This is a genomic window from Spiroplasma endosymbiont of Aspidapion aeneum (assembly GCF_964031045.1).
Classification (GTDB): Bacteria; Bacillota_I; Bacilli_A; order Mycoplasmatales; family Mycoplasmataceae.
The window spans coordinates 574,050-591,031 of sequence record NZ_OZ034994.1 but is presented as its reverse complement, the minus strand read 5'-3'; the positions used below and the strand labels follow the sequence as shown (position 1 = coordinate 591,031).

Annotated in this window: 20 protein-coding genes; 3 read left to right on the top strand and 17 right to left on the bottom strand. The window is 23.4% G+C overall.

Features of this window, described 5'->3' with window-relative positions; translation table 4 throughout:
• Positions 1 to 167 precede the first annotated feature (167 nt).
• The 3 genes from AAHM97_RS02760 to holA all read right to left on the bottom strand — a co-directional run bounded on the left by AAHM97_RS02760 (position 168) and on the right by holA (position 2,722).
• Positions 168 to 1,154, bottom strand: coding sequence for a hypothetical protein (locus AAHM97_RS02760; protein ID WP_342269433.1), 987 nt, complete (start codon positions 1,152 to 1,154; stop codon positions 168 to 170).
• 143 nt (positions 1,155 to 1,297) lie between these two features.
• Entirely contained in the window at positions 1,298 to 1,570 is a 273-nt protein-coding gene (locus tag AAHM97_RS02755) for a hypothetical protein (protein WP_342269432.1), read from the bottom strand.
• Positions 1,571 to 1,759: 189 nt separating this feature from the next.
• Complete coding sequence (gene holA / locus AAHM97_RS02750; RefSeq protein ID WP_342269431.1) at positions 1,760 to 2,722, bottom strand: DNA polymerase III subunit delta; 963 nt, start codon at positions 2,720 to 2,722, stop codon at positions 1,760 to 1,762.
• A 149-nt stretch (positions 2,723 to 2,871) separates the two neighbouring features.
• Here holA and rpsT point away from each other — a divergent pair, with 149 nt between their 5' ends.
• Positions 2,872 to 3,114 carry a 30S ribosomal protein S20 gene (gene rpsT / locus AAHM97_RS02745; protein ID WP_342269430.1) on the top strand — a complete coding sequence of 81 codons (243 nt, stop codon included), beginning with the start codon at positions 2,872 to 2,874 and terminating at the stop codon, positions 3,112 to 3,114.
• Between the two features lie 78 nt (positions 3,115 to 3,192).
• Complete coding sequence (locus tag AAHM97_RS02740; RefSeq protein ID WP_342269429.1) at positions 3,193 to 3,438, top strand: NifU family protein; 246 nt, start codon at positions 3,193 to 3,195, stop codon at positions 3,436 to 3,438.
• A 47-nt stretch (positions 3,439 to 3,485) separates the two neighbouring features.
• On the opposite strand, the gene pheT is transcribed toward AAHM97_RS02740, so the two are convergent.
• From pheT to AAHM97_RS02715, 5 genes are read right to left on the bottom strand one after another with little or no spacing between them, the layout of a single operon-like run.
• Complete coding sequence (pheT, locus tag AAHM97_RS02735; protein ID WP_342269428.1) at positions 3,486 to 5,891, bottom strand: phenylalanine--tRNA ligase subunit beta; 2,406 nt, start codon at positions 5,889 to 5,891, stop codon at positions 3,486 to 3,488.
• Position 5,892: 1 nt separating this feature from the next.
• Positions 5,893 to 6,936: a phenylalanine--tRNA ligase subunit alpha gene (gene pheS / locus AAHM97_RS02730; RefSeq protein ID WP_342269427.1), complete on the bottom strand. Its 1,044-nt coding sequence runs from the start codon at positions 6,934 to 6,936 to the stop codon at positions 5,893 to 5,895.
• Positions 6,937 to 6,945: 9 nt separating this feature from the next.
• On the bottom strand, positions 6,946 to 7,818 hold the full coding sequence (locus AAHM97_RS02725) for a deoxyribonuclease IV (RefSeq protein WP_342269426.1): 873 nt from the start codon (positions 7,816 to 7,818) through the stop codon (positions 6,946 to 6,948).
• Entirely contained in the window at positions 7,818 to 8,531 is a 714-nt protein-coding gene (locus tag AAHM97_RS02720; RefSeq protein ID WP_342269425.1) for a riboflavin kinase, read from the bottom strand. Before AAHM97_RS02720 ends, AAHM97_RS02725 begins: the two co-directional genes overlap by 1 nt.
• Positions 8,532 to 8,579: 48 nt before the next feature.
• Positions 8,580 to 8,957, bottom strand: a complete 378-nt coding sequence (locus AAHM97_RS02715) for a hypothetical protein (RefSeq protein ID WP_342269424.1) — start codon at positions 8,955 to 8,957, stop codon at positions 8,580 to 8,582.
• Positions 8,958 to 9,079: 122 nt separating this feature from the next.
• On the opposite strand from AAHM97_RS02715, the gene plsY reads away from it, so the two are divergent.
• Positions 9,080 to 9,871 carry a glycerol-3-phosphate 1-O-acyltransferase PlsY gene (gene plsY, locus AAHM97_RS02710; RefSeq protein ID WP_342269423.1) on the top strand — a complete coding sequence of 264 codons (792 nt, stop codon included), beginning with the start codon at positions 9,080 to 9,082 and terminating at the stop codon, positions 9,869 to 9,871.
• A 59-nt stretch (positions 9,872 to 9,930) separates the two neighbouring features.
• On the opposite strand, the gene AAHM97_RS02705 is transcribed toward plsY, so the two are convergent.
• The 9 genes from AAHM97_RS02705 to AAHM97_RS02665 all read right to left on the bottom strand — a co-directional run bounded on the left by AAHM97_RS02705 (position 9,931) and on the right by AAHM97_RS02665 (position 16,967).
• Positions 9,931 to 10,614 carry an MBL fold metallo-hydrolase gene (locus AAHM97_RS02705; protein ID WP_342269422.1) on the bottom strand — a complete coding sequence of 228 codons (684 nt, stop codon included), beginning with the start codon at positions 10,612 to 10,614 and terminating at the stop codon, positions 9,931 to 9,933.
• 199 nt (positions 10,615 to 10,813) lie between these two features.
• Positions 10,814 to 12,184 (bottom strand): hypothetical protein, encoded by a 1,371-nt coding sequence (locus AAHM97_RS02700; RefSeq protein WP_342269421.1) that lies wholly within the window; start codon positions 12,182 to 12,184, stop codon positions 10,814 to 10,816.
• Positions 12,177 to 12,539, bottom strand: a complete 363-nt coding sequence (locus tag AAHM97_RS02695) for an AAA family ATPase (RefSeq protein ID WP_342269439.1) — start codon at positions 12,537 to 12,539, stop codon at positions 12,177 to 12,179. Before AAHM97_RS02695 ends, AAHM97_RS02700 begins: the two co-directional genes overlap by 8 nt.
• A complete protein-coding gene (locus AAHM97_RS02690; RefSeq protein WP_342269420.1) occupies positions 12,536 to 12,895 on the bottom strand; it encodes an ATP-binding cassette domain-containing protein in 360 nt (119 codons plus the stop codon). Before AAHM97_RS02690 ends, AAHM97_RS02695 begins: the two co-directional genes overlap by 4 nt.
• A gap of 12 nt (positions 12,896 to 12,907) precedes the next feature.
• Positions 12,908 to 14,389, bottom strand: a complete 1,482-nt coding sequence (locus AAHM97_RS02685; RefSeq protein WP_342269419.1) for a hypothetical protein — start codon at positions 14,387 to 14,389, stop codon at positions 12,908 to 12,910.
• 342 nt (positions 14,390 to 14,731) lie between these two features.
• Positions 14,732 to 15,658, bottom strand: coding sequence for a hypothetical protein (locus AAHM97_RS02680; RefSeq protein ID WP_342269418.1), 927 nt, complete (start codon positions 15,656 to 15,658; stop codon positions 14,732 to 14,734).
• A gap of 1 nt (position 15,659) precedes the next feature.
• The gene (locus AAHM97_RS02675) at positions 15,660 to 16,364 is read right to left on the bottom strand and encodes an ATP-binding cassette domain-containing protein (RefSeq protein WP_342269417.1); all 705 of its coding nucleotides are present in this window, start codon (positions 16,362 to 16,364) and stop codon (positions 15,660 to 15,662) included.
• Between the two features lie 154 nt (positions 16,365 to 16,518).
• Positions 16,519 to 16,737 (bottom strand): YneF family protein, encoded by a 219-nt coding sequence (locus AAHM97_RS02670; protein ID WP_342269416.1) that lies wholly within the window; start codon positions 16,735 to 16,737, stop codon positions 16,519 to 16,521.
• A gap of 56 nt (positions 16,738 to 16,793) precedes the next feature.
• Positions 16,794 to 16,967 carry a DUF896 domain-containing protein gene (locus AAHM97_RS02665; RefSeq protein ID WP_342269415.1) on the bottom strand — a complete coding sequence of 58 codons (174 nt, stop codon included), beginning with the start codon at positions 16,965 to 16,967 and terminating at the stop codon, positions 16,794 to 16,796.
• Between the last annotated feature and the right edge of the window lie 15 nt (positions 16,968 to 16,982).

Here is a 16,982-nt window from a genome sequence, read left to right as displayed (position 1 = left end):
TTCATAAAAAATTTGTTATTATTTTATATAAACACTCTCTATTATTATAACTTTGAATAGGAGTTAATACAATAAAATTAGTATTTTTTATCCTTTATTTACTTTAAAAAAGCCCATAAATAAAGGGTTTTTTAGCTTTTTTACAATTTTTAATAAAAATCTATATTCTATTTTAATCAATTAAATAATGAATCATTTATAAATTTTAACTGTTTATCATCAATAAAATACCCTTTAAACTGTATTTCTTGGTCATCTGATAAGTAGACACCATTCATAAAAATATTATGATCTGCATTCATAATATCTTTTAAGATAGTAATATTTACTTTATTATCTTTAATTACATCAAAAATTGGTCTAACTTCTCCCCTTCCTGGCCCTAAATGAACCACTGCCATACAAAGACTTGGCGAAACTACAAAAAAAGATAATGTTGTGATATCAAATCTTTTATCAATAAATTTTGCTGCTGAAAAAGCGGTTGCAATAAATGTTTTTCCAAATGTTTTCTTAGTATCTGGCATAACAAATTTTAAAAATGTATTATTGACAATATTATGAAAATGAAAATCAATAAATCTAAAATCTCCATCATTTTCTAAATTATCTGGAAAATTTATAATATTTCTAAATTGTGTTTTTCCAAAAAATTCTGAATTATCTGCAACATATCCATCAAGACCCTTAAATATTTTTTCAGTAAATAATACATCAAAAAAATCATAAAGAATATAGTTTATTGTCAACAATACATACATTCTTTCTCTAGAGTTAATATCTAAAAATTCAATATCTTTTGCATAAAAAGATTTTTCATTAAACTTAAATTCATATGTGTTATTTAAAATACTTATTAAAAAATAGTAATATTTAATAAATAATGTTTCTTGTCCCGATAATAATATATCTTCATTTTTTTCAATATTACTATCAAAAATTTTTTTAGCAACTGTTGAAATATGAATAAATTGGTTATATAATTTATTAATATCAAAGGCGCTGTGGTTTGCAAACATTCGAAACAAAATATACTCATTTTTAAGTAAATCTTCTTTTACATTTTCATTTAGAGCGTAATTTTTAATATGTAATTTATCATCTAGTTTTCATGAATCTAAAAATATTTCTGGTAAAATAAAGTTATTTCTCATTAGAGAAAAATTCTCCTTTTTATAAAGATTAATAATCTTCTTATTTATTTATTTTATCACAATAATCAATAAATAACATAAAATCCTACTATATTCGTTTCTCAAATAATCATAAGGATTTTTTAAAAAAATAATCTTATAAGCTACTTTGTTAATAGATTTAACATCTTTGTGTGTGAAATTGGAGTCGCGGTAATAATGGCATTTGTTAATTTATCAATCACAAAAAAGATATTGGTATTTTTATATCTAATATACAAGTGATTAGAACTTTCAAAGTTGTATACAGAACTTTCAATTAAACCAATTACCTCATCTTTTAATGCAAATTCTTCTTTATTTGTCAAATTAATTCTTTGGCGAATTCTATTTAAAGAATGTGCTGTAAAAACATAATTATGTTTATAGTAATACATATTATTATTATACAACAAATCTTACCTAAAAAAAGTAAAATAAATTATATCCCACTTCATGTTAAAATCATTTGAATTTGTAAATTCTTACATAAAACATATAAACTTCTCATTAATTTATCTTATTTTAATATTAATTTTCGTGTAAATAAAATAAATCATAAATACTCTTTTAAAATTTAATAAAGACTAATTTATCATTAACTTTAATAATTCAATTTTAGGAATTATTTTAGTATCATATACACTATTTAAAACATTCCAAGTAAGATCGTTTATCTTGATATGTACATCGATAATATCCTTATTATAGAATTTATTTTTCTCTTGTAATAACTTAATTCGATAAGGATTTTGCTTTAATAATTTAGAAATTTCTGGGTTTGACAACCCCTCTTCCTTAAGAAAATATATATTTCGAACTAAACATAAGTTTTTAGATAATGAATATAAAAGACCTAACACACTATCATTGACCAAAATATAATCATCATATATTCTAGAAAATTTATTAATATTTTTTTGTAAAAAAGATTCTTGCATTGTAAAAAAATCAAAAATTAAGTATTTTGAGATAAGAGTATCAATTAATTTAATAGTTATTTTTTCCTTTGATGTTGTTAACCTTTTTATTTCGTTATTATATATACTCATATCATTTTCAGGTATTTTAATAAAAAAATAATCTATAGCATCTAAATCATAGTCAACATTATTTTTTTGTAATTTAGAAATTAATTTTTCTTTTTTTTCATCTGTTGTTGGTGACATTATGTTTAAATATTTACACTCTTTTTTTATTTCGCCTATAATTGTTGATTTTGTATCTTCTTTTTTTCCTATACAAGTAAAAATTAAGTAATCACTACCTTGATAATCTATAAGTTCTTTAACAGAATCAATTGAAAAATCACTATTATATTTTGTGGTTTCTTTAATAATAAAATTGGCATCATTTATAATAAATATTCTTTTTTCTGTAAATAATGAAATAGTAAAGACATTACTTAAAATATCTTTACATTTATTTTCAATAAAAGAAAACTCAATAATTTCAAAATTATCTGTTTGTTCGGTTAAATTATCACATATTTTTTTAACTTGTTTTTTGGCTAATAGTCAATCATCACTGAATATAAAATATTTATTCATATTTACCATTTTCTAATATAATTATATTATTATTAAGAAATAAATGTAAATAGATTATTAAATATTTGTTATTTTTAACAAAAAAAGGTTGATTTCTTGTTAAATAACATCTATAATAAAGAATGTATTTACTTGAAAAAAGGAGAAGAATGGCAAATATAAAGTCACAAGAAAAAAGAATATTAACAAATGAAAAGGCAAGAATTAGAAATAAATCATTCCGATCACAAGTTAAGACTTCTATTAAAAAAGCATTGGCTGCAAAAGAGGCTAACGATAAAGACAAAGATACATTAATTAATTATTCTGTGAGCTTAATTGATAAAAGTGTTACTAAAGGTGTTTATAAGCCAAATAAAGCAGCACGTGAAAAATCACGTTTAATGTCATAGATTCTAATAATTATATTATTAAATAAAAATCAATCTATTTGTATAAGATTGATTTTTTTATAGAAAGTGTTAAACAACATGGATAATAAAGAAAAAGATATAGAAAATAAAATAATTGAAATATTAGACCAATTAAAACCATTTGTAAATGCTGATGGCGGCGACATGGAATTTGTTTCTTTTAAGGACCGCATAGTTTATATTCGCCTTTTGGGAAATTGTGTTGGATGTGGATTGATTGACACAACGTACAAGGACGGGATAGAAAATATCTTATTTTCAGAATTACCAGATTATGTTGATGGAGTTGAACTTGTAATGTAGGTGTACATTTAAAGCTTAATTAATTATTAAATTCATAATATATATAATTATTCTCGAATTATCACATTATATTTTGTGATAATTTCTTTTTTTATTTTTTCATATTTTATGTTTACTTCTTCATCATTTAATGTTCTGTTTGCATCCTGGAATTCAAACCTAAGAGCAACAGATTTTTCATTTTCATTTTCATCCTTTTTATAAACATCAAAAATGTATATATTTTGTAAATTTGAAATTGCTAATGATTTTATGTATTTTATGATATTTTTAATATTTAAGTTATCCTTAATTGTAAAGGAAATATCTCTAGTAACTTTTGGGAATATACTAATGTCCTTACTAATTGTTTGTCCACTTCTATATAATTCATAAATTTTTTTAAGATCTAACTCACAAACATAAGTTTGATTTTTTATTTTATATATATCTTTTTTTAGAGGGTGAAGTTCTCCTAAATAACCAATTAAATCATTATTATAATATATTAGAGCCGATTTTCCAAAATGAAGATCACTGTTTTCTTCAATATTTTTATATTCTATCATGTCGCTATCAAATTTACTTAAATTGAATATACCATCTACAATTCCTTTTAAAGCGTAAAAATTATAATTATTTGCTTTATATAATTCTGAATGATGAATTAAACCATCACTAGCTATTCCTAAAACAATCTCTTCTCTATTATCAAAATAAACTTTTGATATTTCAAAAATATTAACATTTTTAACTTGCTTGTTGTTATTATAAATAACAGTTTCTAAGAGACCGGGTGTTAAACTAGAGCGCATAGTACTTCTATTGGTACTAATCTCATTTGCCAATTGCCAGTATTTTTGCGGTTTATATAGAATATTAAACTCTTTGGCTTTATGTTCTGTTGTTAGTGAGTAATTAATAGTTTCAAAAAAACCGTGATTTACCAAATAAGAGCGTAAATGTCTTAAGAATTTATAAAAGTAATTAAATGGTTTATCATTGTTAATAGAAATTAATGGGGCTATTGATTTTACTCTTTCATATCCCACATATCTGACTATTTCTTCGACAATATCTTGTTTTGTTAAAATATCTTTTCTAAAAACTGGAGAAATTATTTTTAAAACATTATTATTTTTTTCAACATTAAACCATAAAGCTTTTAAAATCTTTTCAACTTCATTAATTGTTAATTTATCAATCGAACTATATTCTTTAAGATATTCAAAATCAACATTAATAGGAGTAAGTTTGGTTTCTAATTTATTTGATTTTTTAGTAACAATATATGAGTATTTAGCATTTTTTTGTTCATTACTTAAAAAATTAAAAAATAATTGATGTGTAAATTCATATTCTAAAGAATTAACACCTCGTGAATACCTCAATGATGAATCTGTTGAAAAACCTAGTTTTTTTTGTTCTTCTCTAATTTTTTTAAAACTAAAATTTGCAACTTCTAAAACAATATTTTTAGTATTTGTATCAACTGTTGAATCTACAGTTCCCATTATCCCAGCGATTGCAACAATACCTTTATTAATAACACACAAATTATTATTCAATTTATATTCTCTGTTATTTAGTAAATTGATATTAGTATCACTAACTTCTTTAATTTCAAAAGTTGTTGAGTTTAATTTATCATAATCATAAATATTAACTGGTTGGTTTAGTATGATTGCGATAAGATTTCCATAATCAACAATATTATTAACAGCATTAATATCATTTTTTCATAAAATAGCTCTAAGCCATAATGGAGACATAGAAATTTTTATATCTTGAATTTTTGACAAAGAAAAAAGTTCACAATTTTTACTAGTTACTTTTATTTGTAAATCGTTTTCTATAGATGCTGGGATTATTTTTTTTATAAATGGTTCTGTTCTTAATTTAATGTTAAATAAGCTAGAAAATTCTTTTGCAAAATTATAATAATTATAAACATCAATTCTATTTGGAAGAATTGAAACATCTAAAATAGAAAGTCCCCATCCAAGATATTTTACCCCATCTTCTCCAATCGGAGCTTTTTTATCCAATTCATATATAGAATTGATTTCCTCTTCTGATAAATATGAATTTGGTATTCCCAATTCAGATAAGCCAATTAACATACCTTCACTATCATGATTGTATAATTTTGATTTTACAATTTTTTTATTAATTGATCGAAGTTCTGTACCATCAAGAGCAACCAATACTCTCATCCCTTTATAAACATTTGTAGCTGTTGTTAAAATTTTAATTACCTTATTTCCAACGTTAACATTACAAATATTAACTTTTTCATAGGTTTTATCTTTTTGAACATCAACTATTTCCCCTATTGTTAATTTATCACAATCAATGAATGGTTCAATAGACTCAATTTCAAATCCTGAATCTGTTAATCTATTCACAATATCTTTTAATTGTAAATTTGATAAATCAACAAACTTATTTAATAGATTAAGATTTAGCTTCATATTATATATTTTCTCCTATAAATAAATTAAATAATTCAAGGTCATTATTGTATAAGTGTCTAATGTCTCTTATGTTATATTTTAACATCGCAACTCTCTCAACACCAATACCGAATGCAAATCCAGACACTTTTTCAGGATCATATCCCCCATTTTTTAAGACTTCTGGATGTATCATCCCTGCACCAAGAATTTCAATTCAACCTTCATTTTTACAAGCACTACAACCATTTAAATTACATATCCCACAACTAACATCAACCTCAACACTTGGCTCTGTAAATGGAAAATAACTAGTTCTTAAACGTGTTTTTCTATCTTTACCATAGAAAAATTTTATAAATAAATCTAAAATTGATTTTAAATTACCCAAATTAATTTTTTCTCCAATTAACATCCCCTCAATTTGGGTAAATTGGTGTGAATGTGTTGCATCATCTGTATCTCGACGATATACTTTACCGGGAGAAATTATTGCTAATTGTTTAAATTTATCTTTATTAATTTCCATTTCTCGGACTTGATTAGAAGAGGTGTGAGTTCTCAATAAAATACTTTCATCAAAATAAAAAGTATCTTGCATATCTCTAGCAATATGATCTTTTGGGATGTTTACTTGTTCAAAACAATAATAGTCAGATTCTACTTCAGGACCATCAATTATTTTAAATCCATTTTGAATAAAAAATTCAAGGATTTCATCGATTGTTTTTGTAATAATATGATAAGCAGCGGTTGAATAATTAACACCATCAATTGAAATATCTAGCTTTTCATTTTTTATTTTTTTATTAATAGAAGCTAATTTTATTTTTTCTAAATTATTATTAATAAAATTAGTGATTTTATCCTTTAGAAGATTAGCGTTTCTACCAAATACTTTCTTTTCTTCTGGTGAGAAATTTTTAATATTTTTTAATTGGCTATTAATAATCCCATCTTTTCCTAATAGTTTATTCTTTAATTGTTCTAATTCTTGTTCACTAGTTGGACTAACTTCTTCAAGTTCCTTATTAACTATTTCTTCTAAACTTTTACTATCCATTTTAAACTCCTATCTTAAAAAGTCAACAAACTTTTTATTTTTAATATTTTCAATTTCTTCTTTATAGACACAGCGATCTCCAATAAATGGTGTCTCTAATATTTTTAAAATACTTTTTGTCTTTTCATGATAAACAACATTTAAAAGATTTTCAAACCCAATTTCTCCATAGCCAATGTTTTCATGTCGATCTTTATGTGCTCCAATTATATTTTTACTATCATTTAGATGAATAACTTGTAAATATTCAATACCAACAACCTGGTCAAATTGATTAATAACTGCATCAAAATTTGATAAATCATATCCAGCATCGTGAAGATGACACGTATCAAAACAAACACCAATTCTACTTTTGTCAATAACTTTTTCAATTACGTAGGCTAGTTGTTCAAAATTTTTTCCGATCTCATTGCCCTTTCCAGCCATTGTTTCCAAACATATTATTGATTTACTATTTTTAGTCTTTGCAATTATTTTATTTAACGAATCTGCTAAACTATCAAGGGATAAGTTTAAATCTCCATCTAATTTAGAACCAGGATGAAGAACAAGTTTCTTAATCCCGATTTTATCAGCTGTTAAAATTTCACTGATTATAAATTCTATTGAAAAATTTATAACTTCTTGTTTTCGATAATTACCCATATTTACAATGTAAGGTAAATGTACAACAACATCATCAATACTTATGTCATCTGTTTTTAGTTTTTCACAAAACTCATTATAAAACATTTTTTCAAAGTCAGCTCTTCTTGTATTATGCGGTGCTCCTAAAAATATCATAAAACAATTAGCTCCATAACCCTTTGCTTCATCTAGTGCTCCAAGTAAATATTTATTTGCAGCACTATATTTAACATGGCAGCCAATCTTAAGCACTATAATAATCCTCGCTTTCTTATATTTTCAACATCACTTCCAATAAGTTCTTTTAATTTTTCAATAGAATCAACTGAGATATTATTTCTAATTTTATCTTTGAAATTGATTGTTAAAATTTTATCATATAAATTATCATTAAAATCTAATATATATGTTTCTATAAGCAATTTATGATTTAGTCATCTTACACATGTTGCACCTCAATATTCAGTTTTATTATAAGATGTTATTGTAGAATAAACACCTTCAGGAATTGTTAGTTCATTTTGAGCAACAAGGTTTGCTGTTGGAAATCCAATTTGTCTACCAAGTTGGTTCCCATGTGCAACTTTTGAACTTAGATAGTAATCAACATTTTCTAAGTCTTTAATTTTTGTAAAATCACCATTTTCAAAAAAATTCTTAATTTTATTATTACAAAAATCAATCGGCAACTCCTTTTGGAAAATAACATTATCATAATTTTTATAAATTTCATTTATTTCTTCTGGTGATAAGCAAGATTCAATGATTTCATATTTTGATTCTTTCCAACAAAAAAAATCTGTCTCATTACAATAATTAATATTTTTAGAAATTATTATCTTAGTCAAATTGATGTCATATTTTTTTTCAAAAAGAACTCTATTAACCAAAAGAAAATTTGTTATAAAAATAAATTTAATCTTTTGAAAGTTATTTATATATGTTTTTAAAGTCGATATGTCCATATAGTCTTCTTCTATTCTTTTTTAATGTTGTTGTTATTTGTAAAAGTCTTATTTATTTTTTTGTTTATTTATTTTGACAGGTTTATTAGAAGTATCAATTTTGGCATCTATAACCTCGTTAGCCTCGTTATTTTCAATATTTTTTAATAATTTTTTAATATACAATGTATTTAACTCGCAATATATTAATTTTTCTTTAATTTGCAGCAATGAATCTCTAATTTCGGGGATTTCTCCACGTCTTTTATATGCTACTTGGTAAAAAAATAATCCAAAAACTGGAATTAAAAATAAGAGTCAAAGATTATGGTTCTTAAGTTTAACTAAGGCTTTTTCTTGTTTTTTAAAAGTTAAATATTGATCTGTTATTTTTTGATTCTCAATATCTAATTCTTGCTTTGATAAACCATCATATTTTTTAAACATACACATTTATTCCCTATTATAATTATATATAATTTTTTATATAATTATTGCTTGATAATGCCAAAAAAAGAAAGATTATACTTAATCTTCATTTTTTGGCTTAATTTTGTTATAATTAATATATGTTAAGAGAAAATGTTGGAACAATAATAACATGTATTATTAGTTACTTGATCGGGTCGATTAATTTTGGTGTCATCATTTGTAAATTTAAACATATTGATATAAAAAAAATAGGTTCTGGTAACCCTGGGGCTACAAATGTTTCTAGATATTTGGGAAAGAAAATTGGTGCCCTTGTTGCGGTTTTGGATGGTTTAAAGCCAATATTAGCAACTTTTGTGGCAATGATATTTTTAGCTATTAAAATAAACGAATTCAGGCAAACAAGTATGGTAATTTCTGCATTTTTTGCGTTAATTGGTCACTGCTGACCAATATATCATAAATTTAAGGGAGGAAAGGCAGTAAGCACATTTACAGGAATGTTATTAATTGCAAATGTTCTTATTTGTCTAATGTTTATCGGTATTTGATTTATTATATTAAAAATATCAAAAAAAGTGAGTGTATCTAGTTTGCTATCTGCAATTATTGTTACAATTTTATTATGAATTCCGATATTTTCTGGAAACATAACTTATATTAAAAATGGATTAGATTTTTATCAAAAAGCATATGACAACAATTTATATTTTAATTTCTATAACACACATTATATGGCTATAAAAAGCTCATTTTGTGATAGTTATTTTACAATATGCATTATAATCACCTTGTCTTGTATTATCCTTGTAATTCGCCATTGGTCTAATATTAAAAAAATACTTAGAGGAGAAGAATTAAATTATAATGATAGTAAAAAAATTGCAGAAGTTGAATTAGAAAAAATTACCAAGGAAAATAAAAAATAAATTTAATTTTATATGTACAAACATATAAAAGAAATTTATTTCTTATGATTTGTAAAATTTTATTTCTTATTTTTTAGAATTTCTTTAACATATGGATTTTTCTTAGATATTTGTTTAAGAGTTACCCCATATTCGTGATGTCCTGGCATAACAATATATTTTTTTGGAAATGCTTTAAATACTCAACGTAAAGTATCATCCCAAGCATCTGTCAATTCTTCATCATAAATTGTTGTTCTTTGTGAACAAAATAATGCATCTCCTGTAAATATCATTTTTAATTCTTCAATTTCATAAACTATAGAACCTGTTGTATGTGATGTTCTAATAAAAGCTTTAATAGTCAATCCATTAATTTTATATACAGAATCTTTTAAAATTGCTTTAATATTACTAACTTTATCTGAAATTGCAAATTTTTCAGTATCATATATTGCAGATTGATTTAATTCTGCATCATACAAATTTGGTAAATCATCAGCTCCTATGTATACACATGGATCATTATTTTTTATATAAATTTTTTCCAATCCATTAATATGTTCATAATGTCCGTGACCTAAAAAAATATGTGATAATTTTACATTATTTTCTTCAAGATATTTATTTATCCCTTCAACAGACCCTTTTCAACAATCGAATAAAATTCCATTTTTTTCTTTATCGATAACTAGAAATGAATTAACATTTTTAAAGTCCCTATCAACAAAATTTATAACATCATAGTTATTTTTATAATTCATTTGTTTTTCTCCTTTTTCGTCATTTATAGACCCAAGAAATATTATATAATAAATATAATTTTTTTTCCACAAAAAGATTATAAAATTGATTTTTTTTTATTTTTTTACATAAATATTATTGATTTTTATTAAAAAAGCCCTATTTTTCTAGTCTTTTTTGATAAATATCTAAAAAAATTAGTTTTTTATTATTAATAGTCTATTTTTTAGCTCGCCTTTTAAAAATTGGATAGAATGAAATTATTAAAGGATTACAAATTAGAAAATACAGAATTGGAGAAACTATGTAACCTGTATAGTTGACCTTAATATCATAAGACTGTAATATATTGCCAGAAAAATTATAGATAATATTAATATCTTGATTACATACAGGTGTCCCCCCCACATTGATAAAACTATTTAAAATTGGTTCAGATGGAGAAATACCATAAAGCAGTAAACTTAAATTGTTAAATAAATTCAACTTTATATTTAATTTTTCTTTATTATATAAATTAATTATATTTTTAAGATCTGATTCTTTTAACTCTTCAATTCTTAGAGAACTATTTTTTAGAAGATTGAATATAAAATAATTGAAATATTCATAATTTTTAGCTTGTATATTTGACTTAGCATCCTCAAATAAAACCGAATTACTAAATGGCAATTTATATCCGCAATCTGTGAACTGATCCACATAGCGTAAAATATATAATGGTGTAGACATTCATTTTATATTTAAGGGTTCAATAGCTTTATAAATACCTCTATAATCATTAGGGTCTATATTTACAATTGCATTGTCAATATTTGAAACATCTATAGGTTTGTTTTCATCAAATTCCTTATAATCATCACTTTTTGCTAATGCTTTTTTCATATCAGTATTATCTTTTAAGGAATTATAAACTTTTCAATCATAATAATTACTTATAAAACTTATTTGAGCATCAATATTACTAATATCTCCATCTTTATATTTTATTAGAGAGCTAAAAAAAACGCTACCGAAGAGGATAAAAATAAGAAATAAACTTGAAAATATAGAGGAAATCTTTTCACCAGAAATAATAGATAGAAAAGAACAAACAAAAAACATTATATTAACTGCAACGAAGGTATATATTAATGTGCCAATTGTAAATTTATAAACTAAGAAATTTTCCTTATTATAATTAATAAAGTAAAATAATAGCTGAATAAAAACATGGAAGATGAACAAAAGATATGTTAATAATCCTTGTGTTATTATTCTCTGCATAAAAGAGGCAAAAGGAGTTTGGCCATTTCTATATTCTATGAGAATTTCTTTTTCCTCAATATCTGTAAAAAAATATTTTATTGAATTCATTATTGTGAATAAAAAAATTACAATAGTTATAATCATTATAACTATTAATGAATATGCTGTATATTGTAAAGTGCCACCTCTTCCTGCTATGTATTTATGAAAATTACTTTTTGCCAAAATTGATGTTATAATTCCCCAAAATATTGATATACAACATACAAAAAATAAAAATATTAAATATTTTTTTTGTAAAAAATCTTTTTTAAATTTATAAAATAAGACTTTACTAAACATTCAATATTTTTCTCCCACGCATATTAACATTCTCTGAAAATATCTTACGAATGTCTTTATTTTTAGTTTCACCTTCAAAAACTACATATCCATCATCAATGATTATTGAATAATCAACATAGTTCTGAATTTCTTCAACTAAGTGGGTTATCATGACAATAATACGATCTTCACTTGCCATCTTCATAATAAACTCTATAATTGAGTCCTTATTTGCTATATCTAAATTTGCAGTAGGTTCATCAAAAAAGATAATTTTTGGGTCTGATAAAAGACAGGCAATTAAACTAACACATTTCTTTTGTCCACTTGATAGTGAACTAATTTTTTGTTTTTTAAAGTTTACATCTTCTAATATATATATTTATGTTTTGCTAAATTTTCACTAAAACCCTTAGTTGTTTTATAACAATAAAAATAATTTTTTTCTAAAAAAGAATAAATTTTCATATCTTTGGGTAAATCATCATTTTCAGAAAAATAATGAAAAATACTATAATCTTCTTTTTTTATTTTCTCTCCATTTAATAAAATCTCACCTTCATCTAGAAAAATTTCATTAAATATAGATTTTATTGTTGTTGTTTTTCCAACACCATTTAACCCTAGCAACGCATAAATCTTGCCAGACTTAAATTCAATATTTATCCCCCTTAAAACTTCTTTTCCTTTAAAGGATTTTTTTAGACCATTTAAAAATAATGTATTCATATATTGACCTCCCTAACTAATAATTCTTTTTTTATTTCTTTTATAATATGCAAAACTAAGTCCTGTGAATAGTAAAATATAAAAAATTGAACATACAATCCTTAAATATGATTTACTTTTAATTGTCATAAATTTAACTCTGACATTTCTATTATCAGTATTAGTTTCTCCTGTACTATTTGAAACACTAAAATTTCTTGCAGACCAGGCAACTGAAAAAACAGGACAATTAGGACCAATTGTGGCATTATTATTTAAGAATGTATCAAGTTTTGGTTCAATAAGATTACATCCAGCATACATTTGGCAAATTTGATAAAATGGATTTCAAATAAATGCATTATTTATATCATTAGATACTTTAGCTCCAGAATCTCAAAACATATTACTAGGATAATCTAAATTCTTTTGATTTGTAAAAATAGCATAAGAATTTTCTATAACATTATAAAAGATAAATTTTAATTGGTCAACTTTGACATGGCTTTTTATAAATCCTTCATTAATATTTCAAATATTATTATCATCTCTATTAAAAAGTGTAATAAATTTTAAATACTCTCCTACAGATTTTATTAGCTTATCATTTGATTCTAATAAAAAATTATAGTAATCAGTTTTTGAATCATCTGATATTGTATAATCAGTTGAGCCGTGTAATTGATCTTTATCAAGATTCTTAGTATAATAATTAAAATAAATATTGTATGCTATACTATTATCTTTAAAATATTTATTATCAATATTCCAATCTCCATTAAAATAATCAGATAGTTTATTTCCAGGTTTTTGTTTATCTGATGCACTTTGGGTATTATCTAAAACAGAATACAGATAAATCCCCTCTCCAGTTGCAGAAAAATAATCTGGTACAAAACCAGACATTAATGTTGCCATAAAAGAGACAAATAATATAATTAATGTTATTATGGTACTCAAACTATTTGCTAGCCCAACTTTTAAAAAGCTATGCATTGTTAAACTAATAAATAAACCAATCAAATCAATTACTAAAATAAATAATAATGGTGTTAAGAATACTCTAGAAGTTATAGCGGTCATCTTATATGGAGAAATCGCTCAAAAGAATACACCAAACAGAGAGTAAATAAATACAAAAAATAAAATAAATGTAAATAATACTGCTATTCTTGTTAAATAAATTGTTTTATATGAAATACCGTGTCGCAATTCTATAGATGTTTGCTTATCTTTAAAATCAGTTCCAAACAAACTACCAACAAGATAAATTATAAAAACTATTGTTAAAATATATTCAACAATAGAAAATAATGTTTGAAGGAGAAAAATAAGATTTGATTTTTTATATCCTCCAGCTGATTGATTAATAATAATTTCTAAAACAATATTAAAGGTTATACAAAAAAACACAAGAAAAGATAATGAGATAATTGAGAATTTTGTCTTTAAATTACTATTTAGTTTGTACATATAAATTAATACAAAATCTGATTTTATGATGATATTTTTCATTTATACCTCACCTAAAATTGACTATATCTAATGGTAAAAGTATTCTTTCTAATATTAAGGAAATGTTATTCCCTACCTTAAGGTTACTTTTCCTATATTTACTTATATATAAGAGTGTGTGTGTAACTTTTCTTTTTATTCCATAATTATTATATCATAATAAAAAAATATTTACTTTTTATTATGATTTATCATCTATAATTAGATCTTTATTTAAAAATAACTTCAAAAGTAATAATCATTCTGATAAATATGACTATATATCTCAGATATGGCAATTAATTATATTAGTTTATGCACAGCTTTAATAGTGATTATATCAAAATCTCCTCTATGTTTTGATTATAAATCCATTTTATCAAAAATATTTACTGTCATTTTAATACAAAGAATTATAATTACAACTTGAAAAAAATCACTTATACACATGGCAAGAAGTTCTCAATTATTAAAACGGTTTTTATATGGAGAAACAAATCTTCCTATGCGTGTTTTGTCTATGTCAACTATAGATGGGTCAATAGAGGATGGATTTAAAGTTGGGACAAATAATGATTGTATAGAAATGTATCTAAAATATTTAGCTCATTCATAATTTGAACCTGAATCTCAGGGAAGCAAATTAATTATAAATGTTAAAAAAATATAGAACAGCATTAATGAAACTATAATATTTAAAATAACACCTTTTTCAGAAAAAAGTAAGCCTAAAATAAAATAAATTATAATTAAAAATGTCATAAATAGCGCAAAATTAAATCCATCAACAATAAGTAATCCAATATACTTATTTGCATCTTTACATATAGAACCATAAATTAAGACCATTAAAAAAACTGGTAAATATGTAATAAGAAAACAAATAAAATTAAATAATAATTTTTGTGTAATAATTTTTTTTCTAGAAAAAGATAATGTTATTCAAAAAGATATTTCATCATTTGAAATTTCCTTAATCAGTGTCTTATTAATAAAATATAAACTAACTATACTATAGTAAATAATTGAGGGCGCTGACAAGATAATTCAAGATAATGACGTACATACACCCCCATTAACATCAGTAGAACCACCATTACCACGAAAAACCTGGATAACATTTTTTCAAATATATAACTCTGGGGATATTGCAACCCACAAAATTAAAATTGTAAATAACATACAAACAAATCAAAATGTTGAGAAAAAAATAATCATTCTCTTATTAATTTGGAAATTAATAGACAACATTTTGTTAGAGCTTATGAATTTAGTTTTTATATCATTCATATTAAATAGTGATTTCCTTATTAAATATATTAATAAAATCATTTTTTATAATATCAATATTATCTTTTTCTAGATTATACTCTTTAAATATTTTACCACTCTTTAATAGGCATACTCGATCACATAATGCAGATATTTCATCATAACTATGGGAACATATTATTATTGTACTTTCCCATCCTTCTTTTACTTCCAATATTAATTTATTAAATCTATTTTGCATAACAGGATCAAGGCCAGATGTAGGTTCATCCATAATTATAATTTTTGGTTTATTCATAAGAGCAGTTATAATTGATAATTTTTGCTTCATTCCTTTAGACATTTTTTTCATTTTCTTATTAACATCTAATTCAAAATATTCTATTAATTTAAGCGTTCATTCTCAATCAACATTGTACTTTATTTTTTTATTATACTCAAGAATTTTTATACCTTTAATATTGTTAAATAAGGAGTTCTCTCCCGAAATATAACCAGTATCTCTCATAATAAAACAATTATCAATAATTGGGCGGTAATTATTGATAAATATTTCTCCTTCACTTGGGGTAATAAGTCCCAATATTTGCTTAACTAATGTTGTTTTACCAGCGCCATTAGGTCCAACAACTCCATATATTTGTCCTTTATCTATATTTATATTTATAGAAAAATTGCCACAATTTTCATTGTATATTTTTGATAGGTTATTTATTCTTATCATTTAATTTACCTCAACGTCAATGATAATAAACCCATCAAAATTGGGTTATTTTCCTTTTTTAGGTTATTTAAATTTAGTATATTATTATTTTATTTAAAATATTTATTATAAAAAATAAATAGAATTAAATGTGATTTTAAGCATTTAAAATATTTTATACACCACGTTTAAAAGCGTTCATTGTCTTTTTAATATCTGATTCTGATGGTTTTCTTCCCATACTCATATACATAGCTCTTATTTGTTTTTCTGTAATTGGAGGATTATCCTTAAGTTGTTTTTTAATCATTTTTCTAGTAATTACAAAACCAAGAATACCCCCACCTATTAGTGAAAAAATCACAGATATTAATAGTATTCATCATTCAATCATAATTTACTCCTACTTATATAATTATAATATTTTTTATTTTAAAAAAAGCAATAAATCTATTTTTTATCAACAAATTTAACATTATCTAAAACTGATTTAAAATTGTTTCTAAACTTTTCAATAAATAACTTTCTTAATGTTGATTGTTCATATTTTTCTTCCTCAGTTAATTGTCTTTCTTTAGAAATTGAACTTAATTCATTAATTCGATTAATTATTTTTTCATCCATTATATATTCTCCTTT